At 35.4% G+C, this 26,271-nt stretch carries 20 protein-coding genes; 18 read left to right on the top strand and 2 right to left on the bottom strand.

Annotated elements, in window-relative coordinates:
- Positions 1-91 precede the first annotated feature (91 nt).
- From XM47_RS15565 to phrB, 4 genes are all read left to right on the top strand, one after another.
- A complete protein-coding gene (locus tag XM47_RS15565) occupies positions 92-829 on the top strand; it encodes a BPSS1780 family membrane protein (protein WP_048694558.1) in 738 nt (245 codons plus the stop codon).
- Between the two features lie 20 nt (positions 830-849).
- Positions 850-1,398 (top strand): NAD(P)H nitroreductase, encoded by a 549-nt coding sequence (locus XM47_RS15560; RefSeq protein ID WP_048694555.1) that lies wholly within the window; start codon positions 850-852, stop codon positions 1,396-1,398.
- 257 nt (positions 1,399-1,655) lie between these two features.
- Positions 1,656-2,606: a YbgA family protein gene (locus tag XM47_RS15555; protein WP_048694554.1), complete on the top strand. Its 951-nt coding sequence runs from the start codon at positions 1,656-1,658 to the stop codon at positions 2,604-2,606.
- Positions 2,606-4,009 carry a deoxyribodipyrimidine photo-lyase gene (phrB, locus tag XM47_RS15550; protein ID WP_048694551.1) on the top strand — a complete coding sequence of 468 codons (1,404 nt, stop codon included), beginning with the start codon at positions 2,606-2,608 and terminating at the stop codon, positions 4,007-4,009. The genes XM47_RS15555 and phrB overlap by 1 nt, the downstream gene beginning before the upstream one ends.
- An 89-nt stretch (positions 4,010-4,098) precedes the next feature.
- Here phrB and XM47_RS15545 read toward each other — a convergent pair whose 3' ends face one another.
- Positions 4,099-6,531, bottom strand: coding sequence for a TonB-dependent receptor (locus XM47_RS15545; protein ID WP_048694550.1), 2,433 nt, complete (start codon positions 6,529-6,531; stop codon positions 4,099-4,101).
- 353 nt (positions 6,532-6,884) lie between these two features.
- Between XM47_RS15545 and XM47_RS15540 the strand changes: the two genes are divergently transcribed.
- The 12 genes from XM47_RS15540 to XM47_RS15485 all read left to right on the top strand — a co-directional run bounded on the left by XM47_RS15540 (position 6,885) and on the right by XM47_RS15485 (position 21,519).
- On the top strand, positions 6,885-7,865 hold the full coding sequence (locus tag XM47_RS15540; RefSeq protein WP_048694547.1) for a lipocalin family protein: 981 nt from the start codon (positions 6,885-6,887) through the stop codon (positions 7,863-7,865).
- Positions 7,866-7,883: 18 nt separating this feature from the next.
- Positions 7,884-9,563: a hydroxysqualene dehydroxylase gene (locus tag XM47_RS15535; protein WP_048694544.1), complete on the top strand. Its 1,680-nt coding sequence runs from the start codon at positions 7,884-7,886 to the stop codon at positions 9,561-9,563.
- Between the two features lie 46 nt (positions 9,564-9,609).
- Complete coding sequence (locus XM47_RS15530; protein WP_048694541.1) at positions 9,610-13,047, top strand: response regulator; 3,438 nt, start codon at positions 9,610-9,612, stop codon at positions 13,045-13,047.
- 10 nt (positions 13,048-13,057) lie between these two features.
- The gene (locus XM47_RS15525) at positions 13,058-13,966 is read left to right on the top strand and encodes a GGDEF domain-containing response regulator (protein WP_048694539.1); all 909 of its coding nucleotides are present in this window, start codon (positions 13,058-13,060) and stop codon (positions 13,964-13,966) included.
- Between the two features lie 13 nt (positions 13,967-13,979).
- The gene (locus tag XM47_RS15520) at positions 13,980-15,836 is read left to right on the top strand and encodes a response regulator (RefSeq protein ID WP_048694536.1); all 1,857 of its coding nucleotides are present in this window, start codon (positions 13,980-13,982) and stop codon (positions 15,834-15,836) included.
- Positions 15,837-15,906: 70 nt separating this feature from the next.
- Positions 15,907-16,542 (top strand): NUDIX domain-containing protein, encoded by a 636-nt coding sequence (locus tag XM47_RS15515; protein WP_048694533.1) that lies wholly within the window; start codon positions 15,907-15,909, stop codon positions 16,540-16,542.
- A gap of 7 nt (positions 16,543-16,549) precedes the next feature.
- Entirely contained in the window at positions 16,550-16,999 is a 450-nt protein-coding gene (locus XM47_RS15510; RefSeq protein ID WP_048694530.1) for a DUF1249 domain-containing protein, read from the top strand.
- Positions 16,996-17,739 carry a metallophosphoesterase family protein gene (locus tag XM47_RS15505; RefSeq protein WP_048694529.1) on the top strand — a complete coding sequence of 248 codons (744 nt, stop codon included), beginning with the start codon at positions 16,996-16,998 and terminating at the stop codon, positions 17,737-17,739. Before XM47_RS15510 ends, XM47_RS15505 begins: the two co-directional genes overlap by 4 nt.
- The gene (locus XM47_RS15500) at positions 17,739-18,386 is read left to right on the top strand and encodes a YqiA/YcfP family alpha/beta fold hydrolase (RefSeq protein WP_172656549.1); all 648 of its coding nucleotides are present in this window, start codon (positions 17,739-17,741) and stop codon (positions 18,384-18,386) included. Before XM47_RS15505 ends, XM47_RS15500 begins: the two co-directional genes overlap by 1 nt.
- Positions 18,387-18,448: 62 nt before the next feature.
- Positions 18,449-20,359 (top strand): DNA topoisomerase IV subunit B, encoded by a 1,911-nt coding sequence (parE, locus tag XM47_RS15495; protein WP_048694524.1) that lies wholly within the window; start codon positions 18,449-18,451, stop codon positions 20,357-20,359.
- A gap of 4 nt (positions 20,360-20,363) precedes the next feature.
- On the top strand, positions 20,364-21,071 hold the full coding sequence (gene folM / locus XM47_RS15490) for a dihydromonapterin reductase (protein ID WP_048694522.1): 708 nt from the start codon (positions 20,364-20,366) through the stop codon (positions 21,069-21,071).
- 28 nt (positions 21,072-21,099) lie between these two features.
- A complete protein-coding gene (locus XM47_RS15485) occupies positions 21,100-21,519 on the top strand; it encodes a hypothetical protein (RefSeq protein WP_048694516.1) in 420 nt (139 codons plus the stop codon).
- Between the two features lie 11 nt (positions 21,520-21,530).
- Here XM47_RS15485 and XM47_RS15480 read toward each other — a convergent pair whose 3' ends face one another.
- The gene (locus XM47_RS15480; RefSeq protein WP_048694513.1) at positions 21,531-23,180 is read right to left on the bottom strand and encodes a tetratricopeptide repeat-containing response regulator; all 1,650 of its coding nucleotides are present in this window, start codon (positions 23,178-23,180) and stop codon (positions 21,531-21,533) included.
- A 331-nt stretch (positions 23,181-23,511) separates the two neighbouring features.
- Between XM47_RS15480 and tal the strand changes: the two genes are divergently transcribed.
- Together tal and pgi are read left to right on the top strand one after the other, a co-directional pair.
- Entirely contained in the window at positions 23,512-24,468 is a 957-nt protein-coding gene (gene tal, locus XM47_RS15475) for a transaldolase (RefSeq protein WP_048694510.1), read from the top strand.
- A gap of 74 nt (positions 24,469-24,542) precedes the next feature.
- A complete protein-coding gene (gene pgi / locus XM47_RS15470; RefSeq protein WP_048694507.1) occupies positions 24,543-26,186 on the top strand; it encodes a glucose-6-phosphate isomerase in 1,644 nt (547 codons plus the stop codon).
- The last annotated feature ends 85 nt before the right edge of the window (positions 26,187-26,271 follow it).

Here is a 26,271-nt window from a genome sequence, read left to right as displayed (position 1 = left end):
GATTTAAGCATTTAAACTTTTAATGGAATTCGAGTGTAGTTTTGCATTGGTATCAGATAAAATAAAACAAATTCTTATTTATTAAATTTATATGAAACACACTGAAAAAACAGGCATCAGTATTAAAATCAAACCTGCTAAAAATGCATTTGACTGGTTGACTCAAGGTTATAACTTGTTTAATCAAAAAAAGCTCTTTTGGATAGTCACAAGCTTTATTGTATATTTTGCTTCATTGTTGATAGCTCAAGTCCCTATATTAGGTGGCTTAGTCGCTAGCTTGTTATTATCTAGCTTATTGGTCATTGCGCAGATGCAAGATAATAATGTTCAAATTGATAGTAAACCAATAATAAACATAATTAAAACCAAGCTTTTTGCCTTAACCCATTTATTTATATTTAATATAATTTCAGGTGCAATTGCCTCTTATTTGGCTTTGATTAGTTTGAATATAGATATGAGTGACGTTAAAGATAACCAAACTTTAGCAAGCTTTTATATTTTAACACTTTGCTTTTACATCCCTTTTCTTTTTTGCTTTTTGTTTTCGCCAGCCTTAATTTTATTCAATAATTTAAAAGCGGTTGACGCGATGAAACATTCTTTTACGGGGTGTTTTAAAAATTCAGCACCTCTGATTATTTTTGGTATCTTAAGTTTCTTCTTATTTATATTAGCCGCTTTATTATTTGGTTTGGGCTTATTAGTTTTACTACCCGTGCTGCATTGTAGTTTATACATGATTTATAAGGATATATTTTTATCTCGAACCGAGTTTAGTATGCCAAAACCTAGCGATGAAGATGACTCTGGTTTTTATGTTTAATTAGATTAATTTGGAAATATATGCAAGCTTCAGAACTTCTTTTAACAAGACAATCCTACAACAAATTAGTAGAGCCAGCGCCGACTCATAGCGAGTTAGAGTTAATTTTAAACTCTGCTATGGCAGTACCTGATCACGGAAGCTTGATGCCGTGGCAATTTATTGTTTTTCAGGAAAAAGCGAGAAATGATCTAGGTGAAATTTTTGCAGAAGCAGCAGAGATAGATAAGGCTGATGAAGTCAAGATTCATAAAGCGGTCAATATGCCTCTAAGAGCTCCACTTATTATTGCTGTTATCGCTAAAATTAAAGCTGACTGTAAAATTCCAGCACAAGAGCAATTAATTACCGCAGGCTGTTGTGTCCATAGCATGCAAATGATGGCAGTATCTCTTGGCTATCAGGGAATATGGCGAAGTGGGGAATATGCATATCATCCACATGTGCATAAACAACTCAAGTTAGAAAGTCAGGATGAAATTGTTGGCTTTTTATATTTAGGGAGCGCTAAAGACAGCATTGAACCTAAACAAAGACAGTCCTATCAAACGCACACAATTTTTTGGTAATACAACTGACAATGACCTTTAATGGTTATTGTCTTTTTATCTATATTTACACTTATCAATACAGCTACATTAACCTTAATCCAAGGCAGTAAACCTGAAATAAAATGGAAAATACTCCTATTAACCCATGTTTCCTCACTTAATTTGTATGATTCGTTTTAAATTTCTTATAATCATAATTTATTTTTCGTTTTACTGATCTAAATATCTAATTCTCTGATATAAATAAACATAAATATAAAAATGGATATGAATTTATGTCAGAGAATCAGAAACTTAAAATAGGAATCAGTGCCTGTTTACTAGGCGATAAAGTCCGCTTTGATGGCGGCCATAAAGCATTACTTTTTGCTAATAAAACTTTATCTAATTACGTTGATTATCAATCTGTCTGTCCTGAAGTCGGTATTGGCATGAGTATACCAAGAAAACCTATCAGGCTAATTGATCACGAAGATCAAATTAAACTAGTCGCTACTCGCGATAGCTCCATTGACTATACTGAAGATATGCATACTTTTGCTAATCAGAAAATGAAAAGTTGTAATCAACTAGATGGATTTATCGTTACTTCTAAATCTCCTAGCTGTGGTATGGAAAGGCTTAAAGTTTATGATTATGAAGGTAATGTACAACATAGAAAGGGAGTGGGTTTATTCACCCAAACTTTAATGGCTACATACCCAAACCTGCCAGTTGAAGAAGATGGCCGATTAAATGATGCGCCACTTAGGGAAAATTTTATTGAACGTATATTTGCTTTTAATAACTGGCGTACCCAAGTAGCATCATCTAATGAAATGAAAAATTTAATCAAGTTTCATAGTAATCATAAATACCAAATTATGTCCCATAGCTATCAAGGATATAAAAAATTAGGGCAGTTAGTTGCAAATCAGGCTAACCTTGATTTCGACGAGATAAAAGAACTATACATAGCAGACTTCATGCAAATTATGAAAAGTGTTGCCTCTCGTAAGAGACATTCAAACGTATTGCAGCATGTGCAAGGATATTTTAAAAAACAACTGACTACAGAAGATAAAGCTGAGCTGACTAAACTAATAGTAGATTATCGAACTGGACTTGTACCACTGTTATCACCGGTCACTTTAATCAAGCATTATTTAAAAAAGTATCCAAACGATTACTTATCTCAGCAAACATATTTTAATCCTTATCCGTTATCTATGGGGTTAAATGGTTAATGCAATTAGTTTGGTTTAGAAATGATTTAAGAACTTATGACCATACAGGTTTAGCATTAGCTAAACAGTCAGGTGAACCGATAATTGCTGTTTATATTGCAACCCCACAGCAATGGAAGCAACACAAGATGGCTTCTATAAAAACACAGCTAATTTATAGTCGTGTCGACTCATTAAGCCAAGACTTGGCCAAATTAAATATCCCTTTAATTATTAAAGTTGTAGATACATACAGTGATTGCATCTATGTGATGAATGAACTGATAGAAAAATTCCCTATAAAATCTATTCATGTCTCTGCAGAATATGAATTAAATGAAATTAACCGTGATGAATGTGTCGAGCAGATGTGTCAAAAACATCAGGTAAAGTTTCACCAACATCATGATAGTGTCATATTGCCACCAGGATCTGTTGTCAAAAATGATGCAAGTCCTTATTGTGTGTTTAGTGCTTTTAGAAAAAAATGGTTAAATGTCTTTTTGAATAAGCCTGTTACTTGTCTACAACAGATCAAACCACAAGCTAAAATTGAATTAAATTTCGACCTAAATACTAGGGATTTAATAACCGCAGAGCATGATTTAACGCAATGGCCTACTCAACAAGATGTGGTGTTAAATAAACTACGTGTTTTTTGTAGTTCTAATGTCAGTCAGTATAAAAACAATCGAGATTTTCCTGAGGTTGATGGTACAAGTAAGTTATCGCCTTACTTGAGTATTGGAATTATTAGCCCAAGACAAGCCGTAAATCGAATGATGGCAGAACACGGGGACCAGGTGTTTAATTTTGATACAAACGAAGGGACCTGGGTATCTGAATTAATTTGGCGAGAATTTTATCGTCACCTTTGTTTCTTTTATCCCGAAATTAGCAAACGAAAGTCAGTCAAAACTAAATTTGAATCCATAAAATGGCGTAACCAAGTTGAAGAATTTTCATCTTGGAAACAAGGTGTTACTGGTTACCCCATAGTAGATGCCGCAATGAGGCAATTAAACCAGACTGGTTGGATGCACAATAGACTCAGAATGATAACAGCCAGCTTTCTAGTCAAAGATTTACAAGTGGATTGGCGCTGGGGTGAAGATTACTTTATGTCTAAGCTGATTGATGGTGACTATGCTGCAAATAATGGCGGGTGGCAGTGGTGTGCATCAACTGGACATGATTCAGCGCCGTATTTTAGAATTTTCAACCCAACAACCCAAGGTCAAAAATTTGATCCTGACGGTCGATTTATTAAACGGTATTGTCCAGAGCTTGGATCTATACCTGACAAACATATACACACGCCCTGGCAATACTGCGACAAATTAGGGTGCAATATCAATTACCCTAGGCCAATAGTGGATCATAAGCAAGCTAGAGAAATTACATTGAGTTTATATAAAGAATAATTAGCTTCGATTTATCTAAGTTTAATGTTAGCTAGCCCAATTTTTTCTCTATGTAACTGGACTAGCTATATGAGTAAGGGCTGAGTAAATTAAAAATTAAACTCAACCCCAACCGCTACTTCTCTCCCTTTTTCCAACTGATAAGCAAAAGCTGCATCTGTAGATAATGGGATTATAGTTGTCATACTGGTATATTCTTTATCTAGTAAATTATATATCGCAAGATAAAAAGAGGTATCCCAATTGGCCTGTGTTAATTCAAGCTGATAATCTAATAAAGAATAAGCCGTTTGTTGAGTTTGAACCTCATTGTCTGATGCGGTGCCATGCTCACTTTTGTAACTTAAATTTAGTAAATGGCGTACCAATAGGCTAGAGCCAATTTCATTATGGTATTCTAAGTTTACGTTAGCTTTGTATTTTGGTGTAAATGGAGTGGAGCGGCCACTCCAATCACACAAACTAGTTCCTGTTGCTAATTCTTCTGTTTTACTACAGTTTGCTTCTGGATAAACATCATACTCAAAGTCTAGATATTCCCCTGAAACACTGAGTACTAAAGAGTTAGTTAAATAGTTAACAAAATTTACACTGATCCCTTTAGATGTACTTGATGGTGCGTTAGCGACATTAAAACCAATAGCGCCGTTAAAAACACTAACTTGAAGATTGTCGTAACTACCGTGGAACAAAGCTAAGTTTAATCTATTATTTTGCCAAGCATGCTTAACCCCTAATTCGTACACTCTAGCGACTTCACTATCATATTCAGCGTCATCAGCTACATTACTTTCGTTAACTAGATCAAAACCGCCCGCTTTGTAGCCTTTTGCATAAGTTGCATAAATATTTGTATGCAAGCTGGCTTGGTATCTCAAACTTAAGTTGTACATGAGGTGTTTTTCTTCACGCTCTAACCCCTTTAATGAGTGCGGAGTCGCGGTGAAATTAGTGAATATATTGTAGCCTAAAAGATAATCAGGTATTGGCGCAGGCTCAACCGTTTGGTTATTGCTATCGGTGTAAACATATTGATTGGGGTCAGATAAATATGATTGGTTGGCTAGCAGTTCTGGGTAACTAAGCCACCTAGAATCTGTAATATCCCCGTTACTAATTTGGTGCAGTATATTTGCAGTTAAGGCAGATTGATTTGCAGTTTTAGATATTTTAGTCCATCGAGAACCTAAGCCGATATATAAACGCTCCGTTAATGGCTGTTCTATATCGAGCCATAATGCTTGCTGCTGAGTTTCTTGATTTAAATTAAGCGCTCTAGAAAAGGGAGAAATTAAACTATTTATGGCTGGGAAAAACTCAGCGCCAAATTGCCCAGCTAACAACATAGGTGTATTAAAGTCAGCAAAGTAATCACTCAACAAGTCATCTTTTTGTAAGCTAACACCTGCAATATATTGAGTATCTTGGATTTGACCACTTACTCTAAATTCTTGCGAATATTGCTTATATTCTTCAACTAAATAAGTGTTGATTAATGGTAAAGGTGTTAAATCCGAATCTAATGACTGTTGATATTTGTACTGGCTCAATGCAGAAAGGGACTTAAATTCAAAACTATCAGATTTATAATTGAGTTCAACTAAAGCCTCATCTGATTTCGTATCCCAAAAGGTGTTCTCAGGGGTAAACAGACCTGCGTTACCCACATTTAATGTTCCATCTCCTTGGCCAGTATAAATTGAGTTTTCAATTGGGTTACCATCTTTATCTACATGTTTTAGAACATCTAAAAAGTGCCCTTGTTGGCTAAATTGACCTGTTTCGGCTCTTAGGTATAGATCCCAACTAGGGTTTAGCTGCCAACTTAAGCTTAATCGATAAGCTTCATTTTTTATTTTAGGCTCAGACTGACTATTAAATAAATTATTTGCTATCCCTTCATTTTGATCGAGATATTTGGCAGACAATCTCACAGCGACATCTTGGCTTAATGGTAAATTGATCGCTGATGTCACTAAATGTGTTTGGTAATTTTTTTCGTATTTATAATTAACATAGCCTGAGAAATCATTTTCAGGCCGAGCAGAGCGAATAGAAACGGCACCACCTATAGCACTATTGCCATAAAGAGTAACTTGCGGGCCATGTAAAATTTCAACGCTTGATGTATCAAACATACCAGTTCTATGTTGATGCATTCTACCTCGGTAAACTTCATCAACATAAATACCGACAGCTTGTTCAAAAGAAGCATTATCTCCAGATGAAACACCTCTAATGCTGAGCCTACTTTGGATGGGGAGTTTAGGTTGCTCTAAAGAAACAGCATATTTACTCAGCTGCTGTAAATCGTGGATGTTTAAATCCTTGAATTGCTGATGACTAAAAGCAGTGATAGATAAAGGTACTTCTTGGATATTTTCTATTCTTTTTCTTGCATTGACCTCTATCACTTCAATCTTGGATTGATCATCTAGTTCCTGCTCAGCATTTCCGTACGCTCCATATGAAATTTGCATCATGCAAAAAAATATAGCGGTATTCATGGGTGCCGCGCGCATATGATTCTCCAATAAGAATATAAGTAACCATACAATTTTGGTAGATAATCGGATTAATTCAATTTTTTAGTTGAAAAATCATTATCTTCAATTAGGTTAAAATGGTTATAAATTAAATATTTGTATTAAACAGCCGATTATACACAAGGCTATATTTTTTAATAATATAACCTTAATAACTAAATTTAGTTTAGCTTAACCATCTCTTTGTGGTAGCAGACTTTATAAGTTAACCGAGGAGACGTTTAAATTATAACTGATACTGGCTCAAGCAGTTTAACCAAAAATAAAGGTACAAAAAATAAACATCGATCAAGTTCTATTTTATAGTATCTAAATTATAAGGAAAACGGATGAAAAAAGTGAGTTTACCGGCTGATGACGCCTTTTTAACTGATGAATTAGCTCAGTGGTGGTATTGGACTGGACATTTAAAAACAAAATGTGGCAAAAATTTTGGATTTGAACTTTGTTTTTTTGCCGTCGATGCAGATGCCTCACATTTATTTGAGCTGATTGCACATAAAATTCACGGCAATCAAGTACCGCATGATTTATTAACGGTTCAAATGATGAATGCAGCGATAACAGACATTGATAATAATAAATTTTATAGTCGTGTAGATTATTTACCTGGTCCACCCAAAGTAATAGAAAATGGTTTTTCACTGGAGAACATTTTTAAAAATTGTCGTGCTACAGGGGGAGACGGCAATGATAAATTAACTAGCAAGGTCAATCAATTTGAGTTGTCACTTGATGTTAAAAGTCAAAAACCTGCAGTCGTGCATTATCAAGGTGATAAGTACGATTACACTTTCGGCGGCTATACCTATTATTACTCAAGAGAAAGTATGGTAGCGGATGGAAGCTTAACCATAGCTGGCACTGAGTATGAGGTTGAGGGTGAAGTTTGGTTCGATCGTCAATATGGCGACTTACTCCAAGCCTGCTTTTTAGTCGGCTGGCAATGGTTTGCAATTCAATTAGATGACAACACCCAAATCATGGTGTTTGCCTATCATAGCGAAGCTGATCAAATGGCTTCAATCACAGATTCAGCAGGTAATACGACTCAGTATTCACCCTCAGAATTCGCAGTTGAGATTTTACAATGGTGGAAAAGTCCGCATACAGGTAAAAATTATCCAGCTAAATGGAAAATTCAAATTGCTGATTATGAATTAACAATTACGCCACAAGTACAGGACCAAGAATTACATGAAGCTTGGCTATTTCCTAAATACTGGGAAGGCGCGTGCACAGTAGAAGGCAATCAAACTGGTTCGGCATATGTTGAGTTGGTTGGTTACAAGCGTAAACATTGGTTATAACAATAAAAAGAGAGAAAAATGAAAAAAAATAACATAAAAGTTGCAATCTTAGGGGGCGGCGTTGGGGGAATGAGCGCTGCACATATGCTGATTCGAAAAGGGTTTGACGTCAGTGTTTACGATATATTAGATATTCCAGGTGGTAAAGCACGTAGCATGCCTGTACCAAATACAGGCACTGATGGAAGACCTGATTTACCAGGTGAACATGGTTTTAGATTCTTCCCTTATTTTTATAAAAACTTACCTGAAACAATGAAGGAAATTCCGTACAAAGATGGCAAAACATGTTTTGATAACTTAGTACCAGGTGAATTTGCTCAATTACTTAGATATGGTTTACCTTCTGTCGAGATACCAGCTAAATTACCCTCCAACTTAAAAGAAGCCTTGAAAGATTTATACGTTTTTTGGAAAGATGCTCATGCTGATTTGGGAATCGGGGAAGAAGAACTTAAGTTTTTCATGAATCGGATTTGGCAAATATTAACATCTTGTGCTGACCGACGCCTCGCTGAATACGAAAAGTTAGGTTGGTGGGATTATACTCAAGCAGACAAAATGAGTAAGGCTTATCAAGAATGTTTAGTTGAAGGTTTAACTCGTTCGCTAGTAGCAGCACAAGCTGAAGTTGCAAGCACACGTTCAACTGGCGATATCTTAGTCCAACTAATTCTTGGGATGACGCATTTCAAAGAAAGTGGCGATAGATTATTAAATGGCCCAACCAATGATGTCTGGATTGACCCTTGGCTTACCTACCTTCAGGAACAAGGCGTTTCATACCACTTCAATTATAGTGTCGTGGGCATAACATGTGATCAGGGTAAAATTTCCAGTGCTCAGGTTCAGCCAGTTAAAGATTATGAACCAATTGGCCCAGTTGAACATATTGAAGCAGATTATTTTATTGCTGCATTACCGGTAAACAATTTTGCGCCTTTGATTACTCAGGACATGCTAAATATTGACTCGACTTTAACCAATATCCAGGAATTAGCGAATTACACTTCTTGGATGAATGGAATACAAATTTATCTAAATAAAGATGTAAAAATCGTTAATGGACATAGCATTTATGTCAATTCTCCATGGGCTATTACTTCTGTTTCTCAGCAACAATTTTGGAAAGATCATAATTTACAAAATATGGGCAATGGTGATGTTAAAGGCTGCATTTCGATTGATATTTCTGAGTGGCAAGTAAAAGGTTCTTTTATTAAAAAAGCCGCAATAGATTGCTCTCCTGAAGAAATCATCGATGAAGTTTGGCAAGAATTGAAAGCTTCACTGAATGTTGACGGCAAAGTAGTGCTAAAAGATGAAGATAAGGTTGATTGGTTTATCGACCCAGATTTAATTTTTAAAGACGATAAAGTGGTTGAAAATAAACAACCTTTGTTAGTTGATCACGATAATACTTGGCATTTACGGCCACAAGCCTATACCTTAATTCCTAACCTATTTCTTGCATCAGACTATGTTGCTACATATACTCAAATAGCAAGTATGGAAGGAGCTAACGAAGCGGCTAGACGGGCGGTTAATGCGTTAATAAATAATTCAAACGTAGACGTTAAGCTAAATGATGTTTATGCTTTACATGAACCAAGTCTATTAGCCCCAATGAGATTGCTGGATCAGGAAAGATTCAATAAAGGCTTACCATGGGATGAAAGCTGGAATATTAATTTTTAAAACCTACAAATTAACCCCAGTAATATAACTGGGGTTATAGGATTCTATGCGTTTATTAGTCATTTTATTTTTTATATTCAGTTTATTTAATGCCTGTTGGGCTGACAATAGCCAGATAAAATTAAAGAAATTTTTACTGAGTGAAATTAATACTCAAGAGATTTCTAAAAATTTAGAATTTTATCCATTACCACAAACTAAGCTGGACCCCAAATCGTTAATTCAGCTTACCTCCAGCTTACAGCCTACTAAAAGCTTACCTATGTTAGGGGGCTCATTCTTCACTAATTTTGAGCTTATAAATGATACGTCAGAACAAAATTGGTTTATTTACCCTTTTGGAACGGTTATAGAAGATATTGAAATTATCTCACTCGATGATGATATGAGCTTTAAAACAGGTTTGAAACACTTACATTTCAATCCAGTAGATTACCATTATGGCAATAAGATACATATCGGCGCCGGCGAATCTAAAAAAATCCTAATAAAATTCACTAGCAACTTTTATTTTGCCCCGATAAAACTAAAAATTTCACCCGAGTCAGTTCAAGTTAATCAATTAGAAGCGGAAAATATCGTTTTTTTACTTTGCTTAGGTATATGTCTTTGTCTAATTCTCTATAACTTCTTTATTTATATTGGCTCAAGAGCCAAGATGTATTTGTTCTATTCAGGTCAAACATTTTTCTTATCTTTAGCTTGGGTTTCTATGTTTGGTGTGTTGCCAACACACTTTGATATAGTAAATTCAGGTTTGCTGAATATACCTTTCTCACTCGCATCTGTTTTCTTTTTATTATTTTGTCGGGAGTTTTTAGACTTAAAAAATAATTCTCCTAAATTAGACATCTTAGCTAAATGGCTGGCCTTACTTATTTTGATTATATCGCCAATCGCTTATTTCATGCCAAATATAGGTATGATAATCGCTACTGTGTCGACTAGTGCTTCAATGGGCGTATTAGGTTTAGTTGCTTGTATTATTTCGTTAAGAAATAATTATCGGCCTGCGCGTTATTTCCTATTGGCTTTACTCGCTATTATTGTTCCAGGCATGTTAAGTAATTTAACCAACCTAGGATTAGTCCCATCTTTGGATGTTAATATTTATTTATTAAGCTACATTGGCAGTACATTAGAAGGACTACTTTTTGCTTTTGCATTAGCGGATAAAGTTCGTTTGGTAAATGAACGTAATGTTGAATTAAACCAAAATTTAGAAACTAAAATAAAAGAAAGAACCTCGGAATTAATAAAAACCACCAAAGAATTAGAACACGCAAATGATGCTAAAAGTCGCTTTTTAGCGCAAATGAGTCATGAAATCAGAACCCCGATGAATGCTGTAATAGGTTTAAGTCAGCTTGCATTAAAAACTAATCTTGATTATGAACAAAGGGATTATGTAGAGAAAATATCGAATTCAGCTGACGTTTTGCTCGGCATTATAAATGACGTTTTAGATTACTCTAAAATAGAAGCCGGTAAGTTAAAAATCGAAAACATAAACTTTAACTTAGACAAGGTCATTCAACGTTCAGTTAATGTGTGTTCACTAAAAGCACATAGTAAAAGTGTTGAGCTAATTCTAGATGTAAAAAAAGATGTCCCGCAATACATTGAGGGCGACCCATTAAGAATCCAGCAAATCCTTGTAAACTTAATATCAAATGCGGTTAAGTTTACAAATGATGGTCATGTCAGTATTAGAGTAAACGCAATAACTAAAGGCGATAACGAATTAACACTCGATTTTGCCGTCGTTGATACTGGTATAGGTATGACGGATGAACAATTACAAACCTTGTTTGAATCTTTTACCCAAGCTGATACATCTATCACGCGTAAATATGGTGGTACTGGATTAGGTTTGTCAATTTGTAAAGAATTAGTCGGTTTAATGGGCGGGAGAATATGGGCGAATAGTAAACTTGGCGTTGGTTCAGCATTTCATTTTACGATTGAGGCTAAAGCCAGTTCAGCATCAGAAAAGAAACCAAGTTACTCTATATCTGGTAAACCAATCAATGTTTTAGTTGTTGATGATAATAAGATTGCCAGAAATGTAATCGAAGAGATGCTTAAAAATAAAAATGCTCATGTCACGTCTGTAGAGAATGGTATTCAAGCGATAGATGCAGTTCAATCTGCAATTAAACAGCAAGCTATGTTTGATCTTATTATTATGGATTGGAAAATGCCAGAAATGGATGGTATCCAAGCATCAAAACTAATTAAGCACGATATAGGTTTACAGCAAGTACCCGCTATATTAATGATTTCAGCATATGATAGGGATGATGCTAAACAATTAAGTGCAGCAGCTGGTATTGATGGTTTCCTTGAAAAACCGATAAGTCAATCAGCTTTACTAGATTCTATGATGCATTGTTTAGAGCTGGATTTATCTGATGTTGAAGAATTCGTTGAATCTCAATTAGAAGGGAAACTAATCGATTTATCGAGTGTTAAATTGTTATTAGTTGAAGATAATAAATTAAATAGACAAGTAGCAGTCGGTTTCTTAAAAGAAACTGGGGTTAAGATTGATATTGCAGAAAATGGTATTGAAGCCATAGATAAGGTAATCAACAATGATTACGATATTGTTTTGATGGATATTCAAATGCCTGAAATGGACGGATTAACTGCGACTCAGGAAATCCGTAATATTAAAGAATATAAAGACTTACCTATTCTTGCAATGACAGCACATGCAATGGCTGGCGATGCACAAAAGAGCTTAGATGCTGGAATGAATGGGCATATTACTAAGCCTATCGACCCGGATGAAATGCTTAGAAATATAATCTATTGGGTATCTAAAGATAAATTAAAAACCCCAGAAAAGAAACAATTTAAAAATTCGGAATCTTTATCTTATTTGAGTTCTTTAACCTTACTTGATGTTGCTTCTGCTTTAAAATCTATGCAAGGTAAAGAATCCTTGTATTTAGAGTTACTTGAAACTTTCTATACTGAAAACTTAGACTTAGTTGATGAACTTAAATTATTGTCGGCACAAAATGATACCAGTAAACTCTATCTTAAAATTCATACATTAAAATCTAACGCAGCTTATATTGGCGCTAAAGATTTAACTACAAAAGCGAAGGAATTAGAAGAATTAGTTGAATCACGATTAGAATATTCGACTCAAATGTTAAGTTTATCTAATGATTTAACTGCATTATTAGCACAACTAGAGCCAGTTGTTAGTAGACTATCACAGACTCAATTTTCGGATACCAGTTTGACCCAAGCTGAAGTTGACGAGTTATTTGAGCAGCTTAAAGTTTACTTAGCGCAATCTAATGCTAAAGTTGAAACTTATATACCTAAACTTAAAGCACTCAGCTTAAATGTAACTAATGGTTATGTCATTGATAGCTTGATAAAATTAATTGATGATATTGAATACGATGAGGCACTAGAGTTAATCGAAAATCAAGATGTTAAGTTTAAGATAAAGGAAAGTTAGGTAATCATTTGTGAATGATCTTAAAGTATTAATAGTCGATGATGATAAAACTAATCGCCGTGTTTTAAAAGAAATCGTCGAGAGTATGGCACTAGTGCTTTTTGCCAAAAATGGTCAGCAAGCTATTGATAAGTCAGTAGAATTGCAGCCCGATCTCATTTTACTCGATATTGTTATGCCAGATATTTCAGGCTTTGACGTTTTAAACCAATTAAAAAATAATCCAAAAGTGGATCACATTCCGGTAGTGTTTATTACGGGTAAACATGAGAATGAAATCGAAGAACGTGGCCTAAGAATGGGGGCGATAGATTTTATTACGAAACCATTTCATTCGGGAATAGTACAGGCTAGAGTATACAACCACCTTCAATCCGTCATACAAAAAAAGTTATTAGATCATTACGCCTACATAGATCCATTAACTTCAATACCTAATCGACGCCAATTTAACGCTCGTTTACAGCAAGAATATTTACATGCCTTAGAGTCTAATCAAATATTAACTTTGGCAATTGTCGATGTTGATAATTTCAAGCTTTATAATGATCACTATGGTCATTTAAAGGGAGATCAAGTACTGAAACAAGTCGCAAAAGCAGTTGAAAATCAAATGAAAATACTGGGTGGTTTTGTTGCTCGTTTTGGCGGTGAAGAGTTAGTTATATTGATGCCTAATACAAATGCAATAGAAGCTAGCTCGCGGCTAGAAGAAATACGCCAGAGCGTAGAAAGCTTAGAGATCCCACATATCAAAAATATTTCGGACTATGTGACTGTCAGTATTGGATATAGTTCGGCAAATATTTTGCAAAAAGGCCATGCTAATACTATTTTTGAGATAGCAGACAAGTATTTATATATTGCAAAAAGTAATGGACGTAACCAAGTGAATGGTCAGACTTCGACCATAAAATAAATTAGGTAAATGCATGGACTCAATATTGATTGTCGATGATGACAAATTAAACCTAAAAAACCTAAGTAATTTGTTAGTTGCAGACTATCAAGTCATCTTAGCCAAAAATGGTTCACAAGGTATAGACAAAGCAAGTCGCTACGTGCCTGATTTAATATTATTAGACCTCTATATGCCCGATATGGACGGTTTTGATGTTGTTAGGCAGTTAAAATCTTCCATTCTCACTGAAGACATACCGATAATCATTTTAACTGGCTCTGTCGCTGGTGATAATGAGGAATTAGGCCTAAATTTAGGTGCTAATGATTATGTCCATAAACCTTTTAATCCAGCTGTTTTAAAGGCTAGGATAAGAACTCAATTAGCACTGCGCGAACAGAAAAAAAGCTTAAGCTTACTAACTCAAAAACTGCAAGAGGCTAATGTCGCAAAAAGCCGATTTGTTGCCAGTATGAGTCACGAAATCCGAACCCCTTTGACTACGGTTTTAGGCTTTGCAGAAGCGTTACGAAATCAAGAAATTAAGCCAGAAAATTATGCTGATGCTTTTATCCAAATTGAGCAAAATGGTCGACACTTACTCGGTTTAATTAATGATGTACTGGATTTTTCTAAAATTGAAGCAAAGCAGCTTGAGCTGAATATTGAATCTTATGACTTTATTCAATTGATAAATGAAATCAAGTCGATTTGCACTAACATACACAGAAAAAATGGTGTTGATTTTATCTGTGATTTTCAATACCCGTTGCCGCAAACAATTGAAATTGATGCGGTGAGATTAAGACAGATTTTACTAAACCTAGTATCTAACTCGGTTAAATTTACAGAAAAAGGCTATATTCGACTTGAAATTAGCTATATTCCAGAGAAAAATGAGCTTCAATTTAAAGTGACAGATACCGGTATTGGTATGGATAGTCAAACAATTGAAAAGCTATTTAAACCTTTTACTCAAGCTGGTGCCAATATCACCAGCCGTTATGGTGGCACAGGTTTAGGCTTGAGTATCAGCCAACATCTAGCAACTGCCATGTTTGGAGAGATTAAAGTAGCTAGCCAGTTAGATAAAGGTAGCGAGTTTTGTTTACATTTATATCAAGTTGCTAAAACTAACGTTCCTCTTATCAAAAAAGAAAAACATTACACGCATCAAACAACGAATGAGTTAAAACTGTATCCATTAAGTGGTCGAGTTTTACTCGCTGAAGATCACCATGTAAACCGTCAATTAGTTGAAATGTTATTACGCCAATGGGGTTTAGAAGTTTTATCCGTTGCTAACGGTGAAGAAGCTACTCAAGCTGTTATTTTGCATAATTTCGATTTAATTATTTTAGACATTCAAATGCCTGTTATGGATGGCGTACAAGCAGCTGGATTAATCAGAGATATGGGGTATTTAGATACCCCAATTGTTGCGCTAAGCGCACATGCAATTAAAGCTGAAATAGATAGTTTTATGGAATCGGGTTTTGATGATTACTGTCCAAAACCTATAGATAGAAGATTTTTCTACGGTTTACTTGCAAAATATTTAACTGCTGATAAAACAGTCAATATCCAAGCAAATCAAGCATTAATAAATATGAGCAAAAAAGCAGAAAATGCATTAATTGATGATTTTATTGCAGATTTAATTATAGTAAAACAATGCTTAATTGATGCTCAGGCAATGAATAATAAAAAACAGTTGGCCAAAGAAGTGCATAAGTTAAAAGGCAGTGCTGGCAGTTTTTCATTTCATAATTTAAGTTTAGAAGCTGATAAATTAGAAAAGGCTTTAATTCCAACAGAGTCACTTGCTTCAGTGGAGCCTCAGCTCAATAATCTATTAAAACAAATCGATGAAGTTCTGGCTAAATAAATTTTAGCTAAGACTAAAACTCTAGCTGCAAATTTGTCATAATGGCTCAAATTTAAGTTTTGGGTCCGTAATGAATAAACAAGACAAGCCTTTCCCTTACACATTTAATACCGAAGACATTAAACTCGAATCAAAAGAAAAATTATTTGATCGTTTCTTTAATGTTTCTCTCGTGAGTTTTAAACATAAGTTATTTGCTGGTGGTTGGTCTGATACTGTACAACGTGAAGTATTTGAGAGATCGGACGCTGTTGTTGTTTTACCTTACGACATAACTCGAGATGACATTGTCATGATAGAGCAGGTGAGAGTTGGCTGTATCGAAAATGGCGAAAATCCCTGGATGTTCGAGCTGGTTGGCGGCATGGTTGAAGAAGGTGAATCAATAGAAGATGTGGCTAAACGGGAAACAGAAGAAGAAACTGGACTAAGTGTAAAGCAATTAGTCTCTATGCAAAGTTACCTCTCTAGTTGTGGTGGTACAAGTGAAAGAATTCATCTTTATTTAGCCATCGTGGACTCAACTCAATATAAATCAATTTGTGGCGTCGAGCATGAGCATGAAGATATCAAGGTGCATGTATTTGAACGGGAGCAAGTATTAGCTTGGTTAAATGCTGGGAAAATTGATAACGCCTCTGGTGTGATTGCTCTATATTGGTTTCAAAATAATCTAACAAGATTAAATCAGATGCTAGAAGCATAGGTCGTAAATGAAAGCATTTAACCGAAATAAATACAATGTAGATTTAGTTAAAATGAATACTATCTGCGAGCGTAATTATTTCTCAATAAACCAATTGGTCGCAGAATGGGAGCCACTTCAAGCTAAAGTCATATTTGAAACGTCACCGCAATCGATTATTCAAATTAAAATTTTAGAAGTGAGTCGCTATACTAACTTGGTTGAAATAAGGCAGCTATCACCTAGCTTACCTGATGTTTTCCAACCAAATTTAATTGTACGTGTTTATCATGATGCGAAAATGGCAGAAGTCATTAGCTGTCAAAATATCGGTCGTATTCAACCTAGTTATTTATACCCTAATAAACAAATGCATCAACCAGATGAAAAATTACAAATTAATGCATTTTTAAATGATTGGCTGAATTTCTGTCAAGAGCATGGCATGTCTACACCGGTAAAAGTTTTTTCTGAATGAAGATTTACATACAAATTTCTGATTGCCATTTACGCCAAAATAAATCAGATTTATTTTATCAAGCTAACCCGTATAAAAATTTAGTAAAAATCTTAACTGAAATTAATACCAATCAAAATAAATACAATGGGATCCTATTTACTGGCGATATAGTTCAAGATATTGATTGGGCAAGTTATCAAAACTTTTTAGATGCAATCGCTCTATTTAACTGGAATATTCCTTTTTACTTAATCCCAGGTAACCATGATTTACCGCAATACATAGATAAGGTTAAAAAGTTATCACCTTTCGTTGCAACTAAAATAATTCAGGATGGTGATTGGAATGTTTTTTTGTTTAATAGTTATTTGCCTGACGGTGGCGGAGCTGGATTAATTTGTTCAAACCAAATAAATCAAATTACCAACCGTTCAAATCCGATTAAAGGCTTTAATTTGGCAGTTTTACATCACCATGTTCAGCCATTTAATAGTTTTATCGATAATTACCCATTAAAAAACGCAGACGACTTTTTAACTAGTCTGGAGCAACTTGGACAAGTAAAAGGTATTTTACATGGTCATGTACACGATTTCAGACAAGGACAAATTAATGGGATAAATTGGTTTTCGTCACCTGCCAGTTCTGTCACTTTTGATCATGAAACAGATTCAGCACCGAGTTTGAAATTTGGTTATAATCAAATTAGTTTATCCCCACAAGGGGAATGTATAGTTGCACCCAGATGGTTAGCTTAATGTTAGATATCAATCAAGAACAGCATTCGAATATGAGTACGGATAAGGTAGCAGATACAGAACAGTGCAAAAAAACGATTTTATATCTACATGGCTTTTTAAGTTCTAATCAATCAGCTAAAGCGGTTGAGACGATTAATTATGTAAAGGAACATCACTCAGATATTGACATAATCGCGCCTTTATTGCCAAGTAGACCTGATGAAGTAGTCAAATTACTCAATGTGTTGTTGAAACAATATAGAACAAGTTTAATTGGATTTATCGGCAGTTCACTTGGCGGCTATTTTGCTACTTGGTGTGCAGCACAAACGTCAAAGCCAGCGGTCCTAATTAATCCAGCTGTTAAACCATATGCTTTACTTGATGATTATATGGGGTGGCACCAAAATCCATATACCAAAGATGAATTTGAAGTCACTGCTGACTTTAAACAAAAAATCAAATCACTTGAAGTAGAGTCAGTTGCTGAATTGAAAATTTTAGCCTTACTACAAACTAAAGACGAAACGCTTGATTATAAAGAAGCGGAAGCAAAATTTGCTGCTAATGAGCTAGAGGTAATAGAAGGGGGAAATCATGCATTTGAACATTATTCAGATTATCTCCCCCAAATAATAAAATTTTTAAACTCAAGCACTTGCTAATTAGTGTCAAATTTAATAAAACACCTGTGAATTAAACAGAAACATTTAAATAAGAAGAAAATATGTCTGAACAAGCCTATAACGCAGAATCGATTGAAGTCCTAAGTGGGTTAGAACCAGTTCGTCGCCGTCCCGGAATGTATACGGATACAATAAGACCAAATCATATAGGTCAAGAGGTTATAGATAACTCTGTCGATGAAGCTATGGCAGGGCATGCCAGTCAAATTAAAATTATTCTACATCCAGATCAATCGCTAGAAGTTATTGATAATGGGCGAGGTATGCCTGTTGATATTCACCCCGAGCAAGGTGTCTCAGGTGTCGAACTAATCATGACTAAATTGCATGCCGGTGGTAAATTTTCCAATGATAATTATCAATTTTCAGGCGGTTTACACGGTGTTGGTATTTCGGTAGTAAATGCTCTATCAACTCGAGTTGAAATTACAGTCAGACGCGATGGCCAAGTTTATGAAATAGCCTTTGGAAACGGAGAAAAAGTTTCTGACCTAACTATTACAGGTACTTGTGGCAAACGCAATACAGGTACGCGGGTTCAATTTTGGCCGGATGCTAGTTTTTTTGATACATCTAAATTTTTAGTTTCTCGTCTTATCCATGTACTAAAAGCTAAAGCGGTTTTATGCCCAGGTTTAGAAATAGAATTTCAAGATAAAGTCGGCAATGAAACTCATAAATGGTGTTTTCAAGACGGCTTACGTGATTATTTAGTTAAATCCGTCGAAGGATTTACTTCATTGCCAGAAAACCCATTTGTCGGTGAATTTTCAAGCCAGACAGAAGCTGCTGAATGGGCGGTGACTTGGTTAGTTGAAGGCGGTGAAAATATCACTGAAAGCTATGTTAATCTTATTCCAACCGCCCAAGGTGGTACGCATGTAAATGGTTTACGTCAAGGTTTGTTAGATGCCGTTAGAGAATTTTGTGAATTTAGAAATTTGCTACCAAGAGGCGTAAAATTAACACCAGAAGATATTTGGGACAGATGTAGTTATATCTTATCGGTTAAGATGCAAGATCCTCAATTCGCTGGACAAACTAAAGAAAAATTATCTTCAAGGCAATGCTCTGCATTTGTATCTGGCATAGTAAAAGATGCTTTTAGTTTGTGGTTAAACGAACATACTAATATTGCCGACTCATTAGTCGAAAGTTTTATTTCAAACGCGCAAAAGCGAATGCGAGCAGCTAAAAAAGTTGTTCGTAAAAAAGTAACTTCTGGGCCTGCGTTGCCCGGTAAATTAACTGACTGTACTTCACAAGATCCAGCCAGAGGCGAGTTGTTTTTGGTCGAGGGTGATTCTGCTGGAGGCTCGGCAAAACAAGCAAGGGACAGAGAGTTCCAAGCAATCATGCCATTGAGAGGGAAAATCCTAAATACTTGGGAGGTCGATTCTAGCCAAATATTATCTTCGCAAGAGATACATGATATTTCGGTTGCTATCGGCATCGATCCGGATTCAGAAGACCTCTCTGGCTTGCGTTACGGCAAAATTTGTATCCTTGCCGATGCTGATTCAGATGGTTTACATATAGCAACTTTGTTATGTGCACTCTTTATGAAGCATTACCAAGCACTGGTTAGTGCTGGACATGTATTTGTTGCTATGCCACCGCTATATCGAATTGATGTTGGGAAAGAAGTATTTTATGCGCTGGACGATGACGAACGTAAAGGCATTTTAGATCGAATCGAAGCGGAGAAAAAACGGGGTAAAGTCAATGTTCAGCGCTTTAAAGGTCTAGGTGAAATGAATCCTCTTCAACTAAGAGAAACCACAATGGATCCTAATACACGACGCTTAGTGCAATTAACCATAGATGAAATCGAAACCACCAATGAGTTAATGGATATGCTATTAGCTAAGAAACGAAGCGGTGATAGGAAATCTTGGTTAGAAGAAAAAGGCGATCAAGCTGCGTTAGCCGCAGCTGAATTAGCAGAATAGATAAATGTTAGAAAATGTCGTCATAATAACAGGTGGGGCACAAAGGGTTGGTTTGTGTGTCGCCTTAGATTTAATAAAAGCAGGTTATCAAGTTGTTGTCACTTACCGAACCCACAGGCTAGGTGTTGAAGAACTAAAACAAAACGGAGCTACTTTAATCCAAACTGATTTTTCGAATCAAGATGGCATTGATAATTTTATCCAATGGGCTAACGAGAATATTCAATCTATTCGTGGTTTAATTCATAATGCGAGTGATTGGCAGGGGGAATCAAGTACAAATTGCAATAATTTAATTGCTGAATGTATGATGCAAATTCACTTTCACACACCATATCAACTAAATTTAGCCTTAACTGATTTAATGAAAAAGTTAGATATGGCAGATATTATTCATATCTCTGATTATGTAATTGAAAAAGGCAGTGATAAACATATTGCTTATTCAGCCAGCAAAGCCGCTATGGATAATTTAACCTTGTCTTTCGCAAAGCTGTTAGCACCTAGTATTAAAGTGAATTCGATCTTACCTTCACTTATTGTATTTAATGAGCATGATACTGAAAGTTATAAAACTAAAACCTTAAAAAAATCAGTTTTAGGAATTGAGCCAGGCGAAGCTGAAATCAGCAATGCTATTTTATTTATTTTAAACAGTCGCTACATGACAGGCCGCCAACTTAAATTGGATGGTGGACGTCACATTTTATAAAATGAAGTAGATGGAGACTCAAACAAACATGAACCAATTGGATTCACTCGGAGCAGAGTGGCAGACATTACAAAAGTCTTATGACTTATATGAAGTCTTTTCTTTAGTAATTAAAATGACAGCAATTATTTTAGCTTCATTTGTTTTAATCGTTTATCCGAGTGAATATAAAATTGTCACAGGGTTAACCTTAACATTTTGGTTATTAGACGGTATTTGGAAAACATTCCAATCCAGGTTTGAACTCCGCTTAGTCCAGATCGAAGTTTTGATTCAACAAGGTAGTTCAAATTCAGGTATGCAATTTAATCAAAATTGGCAACAAAATCGACCAAATACGGTTAAATTAATTACTAGTTATATGATCAACTCAGTCAAACCAACAGTCGCATTCTGTTACTTAGCAATACTGGTTTTAACTGGATTGAAAGCATGCGGAATCATCTAGAAGACAGACGATTAAGCTACATCTTTGGCGTTTAGTAACGCCATTAATTCAGGTTTTAAAGACAAATAACGACGCATATTGTTTTCGGTTAAATCAGATTGTTCAATAACACTGACACAATTACTGCACATGTCTTTCATTTCTTTTGGACTTCTACCTTGGGTTAAGAAAGTACCAACTTTAGTAATAGCCTGAACTAGATTTAAAGCTAAACTAGCGTTACTTGGCATGTATTGATAAGCCTCAACAAAGCATTCTACCGAACGTGTATATTTGGCACTTTGATACATAGCTAAGCCTTCGTTATTTAGTTCTCTTATCCTTTCTTTTAAAACCTCATGGCTTTCTTTTTCTTTATTAATTAAGACAGTTAGGGTACTTGATATTAAATCATCTTTATCTGCAATTCCTTCTAACGATTCCATAATCTCTTCACTTCGAGATAAATTGCCGGTAGAAAAATAGGCCTTTGCTTTATCTAATCTATCATCAGCTGTATCGTAAGGAGAATCATGCTTTTCACTTTCTTCTAAATTATTTCTTGCTTCATCAACATTTCCTTTAAGAACTTGCACTCTCGCTTTTATAACTAGTTCTTGGGCTTTAACTGCATCAGAATAAAAGCGTCTGTCTATATCTTGAAGTAGTTCGGTACATTTACTGATTTGTTTAGCAATTTCTAATTTGTTGCCTTCATTTGATAAATCCAACAAACACCGAGCAAAATTTAAATAATTTTCTGGTGTGTCAAAGACCGAGTATCGACTACTTTTGAGGATTCGAGAATAAGCTCGTACTGCTTCTTCTGTTTCATTATTCGCAATAGCTAGATTAGCGATAGCCCTTTGTCTAAATAAATTGCGAGGAGAAATTTTACCGGCTTCCATCAACATTTCGAATGCAGTTACTGTATCTTGGCGGGCCATGTTTAGTCGCCCTAACCAGTCATAGGCTTCTAACCGTGTATCATCTCTATCAAGTAATTCAAAAAATAATCCTTCTGATTCAAAATGTTCCCCTAGTTTGAAGGTTGAAATTGCTTTACCAAGCAATGCCCAACTATATTCTCTTTTTTGTAATACATTATTGTAGAGTTTTAGTGCTTTTTCTGGTTGTTTTTCACTAAGGAGTAGTTCGCCTTTCATTCTAAGTGCAAGTAAAGCGTTTTGAGTTTCATTTTTAATCACGTCATTACAGGCTTGAATTGCTTCAGCAGGAAGGTTTTCATTAATTGCTTCATAGACTTTACCTAAGGCAACTTTTTTAGCTAAAGAACGGGCAAACCTTTTTTCAAGGCCTTTATAAGTAAAAGGTTTTAATAAGAAATCATCAGGTTGTAATTCGACTAAGCCATGAACATGAGGACGGCGATTTTCAGCTGAAATGATGAAAAAGCAACAATGCGAAGCGAGTAGTTTTTTATGTTTTAATTCTTCAAATAGTTGATACCCATCTTTACCATCGCCCAAATTGAAGTCAGCTAAGATAAAATCAAACCGCATATCCGTTGCTTTTTGTAATGCTTGTGTACCATTATTTGCTGAAGCAATCGTTACAAAGCCAATTTTTTGCAACATGCCTTTTACGGCAGAACGTATTGGTTCGCAGTCATCGACAACCATTACTTTCTTTTTTGCATAAAAACTGCTGCGAAACATCATACTTATACAAGTGACCTTAAACCATATATATAACTTAAACTTTAACAGAAAATTAACTAAAGTTGTATTTTTAAACAATCAAAGCCAATTATTTCACGATTTTTATCATAAAAAAGCAAAACTTTTTATTTATAATCAACTTGAAAAAGCAAAATTTGTTAATATATATACTTAAGTTTTTGGGGGTAGTGTAAGGGATATAGTTGTATTGCATATATGTATAGTCATTGTAATGAATATTTATCATACAAAGGCTAGTAAATTATGCTTACTATAGTAAAATCCCCCAAGTTTTTGATAGACCAACTTAAAATCGATAGGATCATTATACATGACTACTAAGCTGGAAAACCTCCGTAAATTAACGACTGTTGTTGCAGATACAGGCGACATCGAAGCAATTAAAAAATTTCAACCTCAAGATGCTACAACAAACCCAAGTTTGTTATTAAAAGCAGCTCAAATCCCTGAGTATGAGCCACTAATCCAAGATGCAATCGAGTGGGCTAAAGCTCAATCTAGCGATGTAGAACAACAAATCATTGACGCTGGCGATAAATTATCTGTAAACATTGGTTTAGAAATCTTAAAAATCGTCCCTGGACGTATCTCTACAGAAGTAGATGCTCGTTTATCTTTTGATAAAGAAGGTTCATTAGCTAAAGCTCGTAAATTAATGAAATTATATAACGATGCTGGTATCGCCAACGAGCGCGTATTAATTAAACTTGCTTCAACTTGGGAAGGTATCCAAGCTGCTGAAATCTTAGAGCAAGAAGGCATCAACTGTAACCTAACTTTATTATTCTCATTTGCACAAGCACGTGCATGTGCTGAAGCTGGCGCTTTCTTAATTTCTCCTTTCGTTGGCCGTATCTTAGATTGGTACAAGAAAGCAGAAGGTAAAGACTCATATGCACCAGCTGAAGACCCAGGTGTAGTTTCAGTAACAAATATTTATAACTACTACAAACAACACGGTTATGAAACAGTTGTTATGGGTGCTAGCTTCCGTAACGTCGATGAAATTACTGAATTAGCTGGTTGTGATCGTTTAACGATTGGTCCTAACTTGTTAGAAGACTTAGCTGCTCAAGAAGGCGAGTTACCAGTTAAACTAGCTTATAGTGGTGAAGTTAAAGAGCGTCCAGCTCGAATGACTGAAGAAGAGTTCCGTTGGGAACATAACCAAGATCCTATGGCGACTGAAAAGTTAGCTGAAGGTATCCGCAACTTCGCAGTTGACCAAAATAAATTAGAAGCTGATTTACGCGCACGTTTAAGCTAATTAGCATTTAAGATTATTTATAAGGCGGTTTTAAACCGCCTTATTTGTTTAAGCAATTTGAAAAGAATTTTATTATGGCTTTATTTACAGAATTAAAAAGCTTTCAAGCTTTGAAAGCTCATTTTGAAGAAACCAAAAATCTTCATATGCGAGATTTATTCGCTCAAGATGCTGAGCGTTTCGCTAAATTTTCGACTACTGCATGTGGTATTGAATTAGATTATTCAAAAAACCGTATTACAGAAGAAACAAAAGCGTTATTACTTGATTTAGCAAGAGAAGCTAAAGTTGAAGAAAAACGTGACGGCATGTTTGCTGGTGCACGCATTAATACATCAGAAGACAGAGCAGTTTTACACACAGCATTACGTAATAAATCTGGCAAGCCAGTATTATGTGATGGTGTTGATGTCATGCCTGAAGTACAAGCAACACTTGCGAAAATGAAAGCATTTGTTAACGAAGTACATAATGGCACTCGTACTGGTTACACTGGTAAAAAATTCACTGACGTTTTAGCTATTGGTATTGGTGGTTCATTCCTAGGTCCTAAAATCATGACTGAGGCACTTAAGCCTTATCGTGTTGATGGTATCAAGGTACATTTTGTTGCTAACGTTGATGGCTCACACATACATGATGTACTTGCAACTCTACCAATTGAAAGCACATTAGTATTAATGTCTTCTAAATCTTTTGGTACGCAAGAAACATTAAAAAACACTGAAACTGCTAAAGAATGGTTCTTAGCAAACGGTGGTAAATTTGAAGATATCGCTAAACACTTTATGTGTGTTTCTTCAAACATAAAAGCTGCTACTGATTTTGGTATGGATGCAGACAACATTTTCCCTATGTGGGATTGGGTTGGCGGTCGATATTCACTTTGGTCTGCTATCGGATTACCAATTGCACTTGCATTAGGTTTTGATAACTTTGAAGCCTTATTAGACGGCGCTTATGAAATGGACCAACATTTCTTAAATACGCCATTAGAAGATAACGTACCAGCATTACTAGGTGTTTTAGGTGTTTGGTATATCAACTTCTTTGGTGCTCAAAGCCATGTATTATTACCATATGACCATTACTTACGTGGTTTCCCTGCATATGTACAGCAGTTAGATATGGAATCAAATGGTAAATCAGCTACACCAACGGGTGATTATTTAGATTATTCAACTGGTCCTGTTATTTGGGGCGGTGAGGGCACAAATGGCCAACACGCATTCCATCAGTTAATACACCAAGGTACAGTATTAATTCCAGCTGATTTCATCATGCCGATTCATTCTCAACATGAAATGTCAAACCACCATGCTATGTTAGCATCTAACTGCTTTGGTCAAACTCAAGCTTTAATGCAAGGTAAAACAGTAGAGCAAGTTAAAGCTGAATTTGCTGGTAAAGGTTTAACTGACGAAGAGATCGAAAAAGTAGCGCCGCAAAAAGTATTCGAAGGTAACAAGCCAACTAATACAATTTTGGTAGATAAATTAACACCTAAAGCTTTAGGTCAAATTATCGCTATGTATGAGCATAAAGTTTTTGTTCAAGGCATCATTTGGGGTATAAATTCATTTGACCAATGGGGTGTTGAATTAGGTAAAGTACTAGGTAATGATGTACTTGCTAAACTTGAAGACAGTAGCATTGAATTAAATGGCGATAGCTCAACTAATGCTTTAATCGAGCGTTTTAGAAATCGTAACGCATAAAATAAACTGAACAGAGTTTCATTTTATCTTTTATAAAATCCGCTACTTGCTAGCGGATTTTTTTTATCAAACACGCTTAGTTTAG

The organism is Catenovulum maritimum, assembly GCF_001050375.1.
GTDB classification, from domain to species: Bacteria; Pseudomonadota; Gammaproteobacteria; order Enterobacterales; family Alteromonadaceae; genus Catenovulum; species Catenovulum maritimum.
The sequence above is the reverse complement of the archived record's forward strand: the minus strand, read 5'-3'. Positions and strand labels throughout refer to the sequence as shown.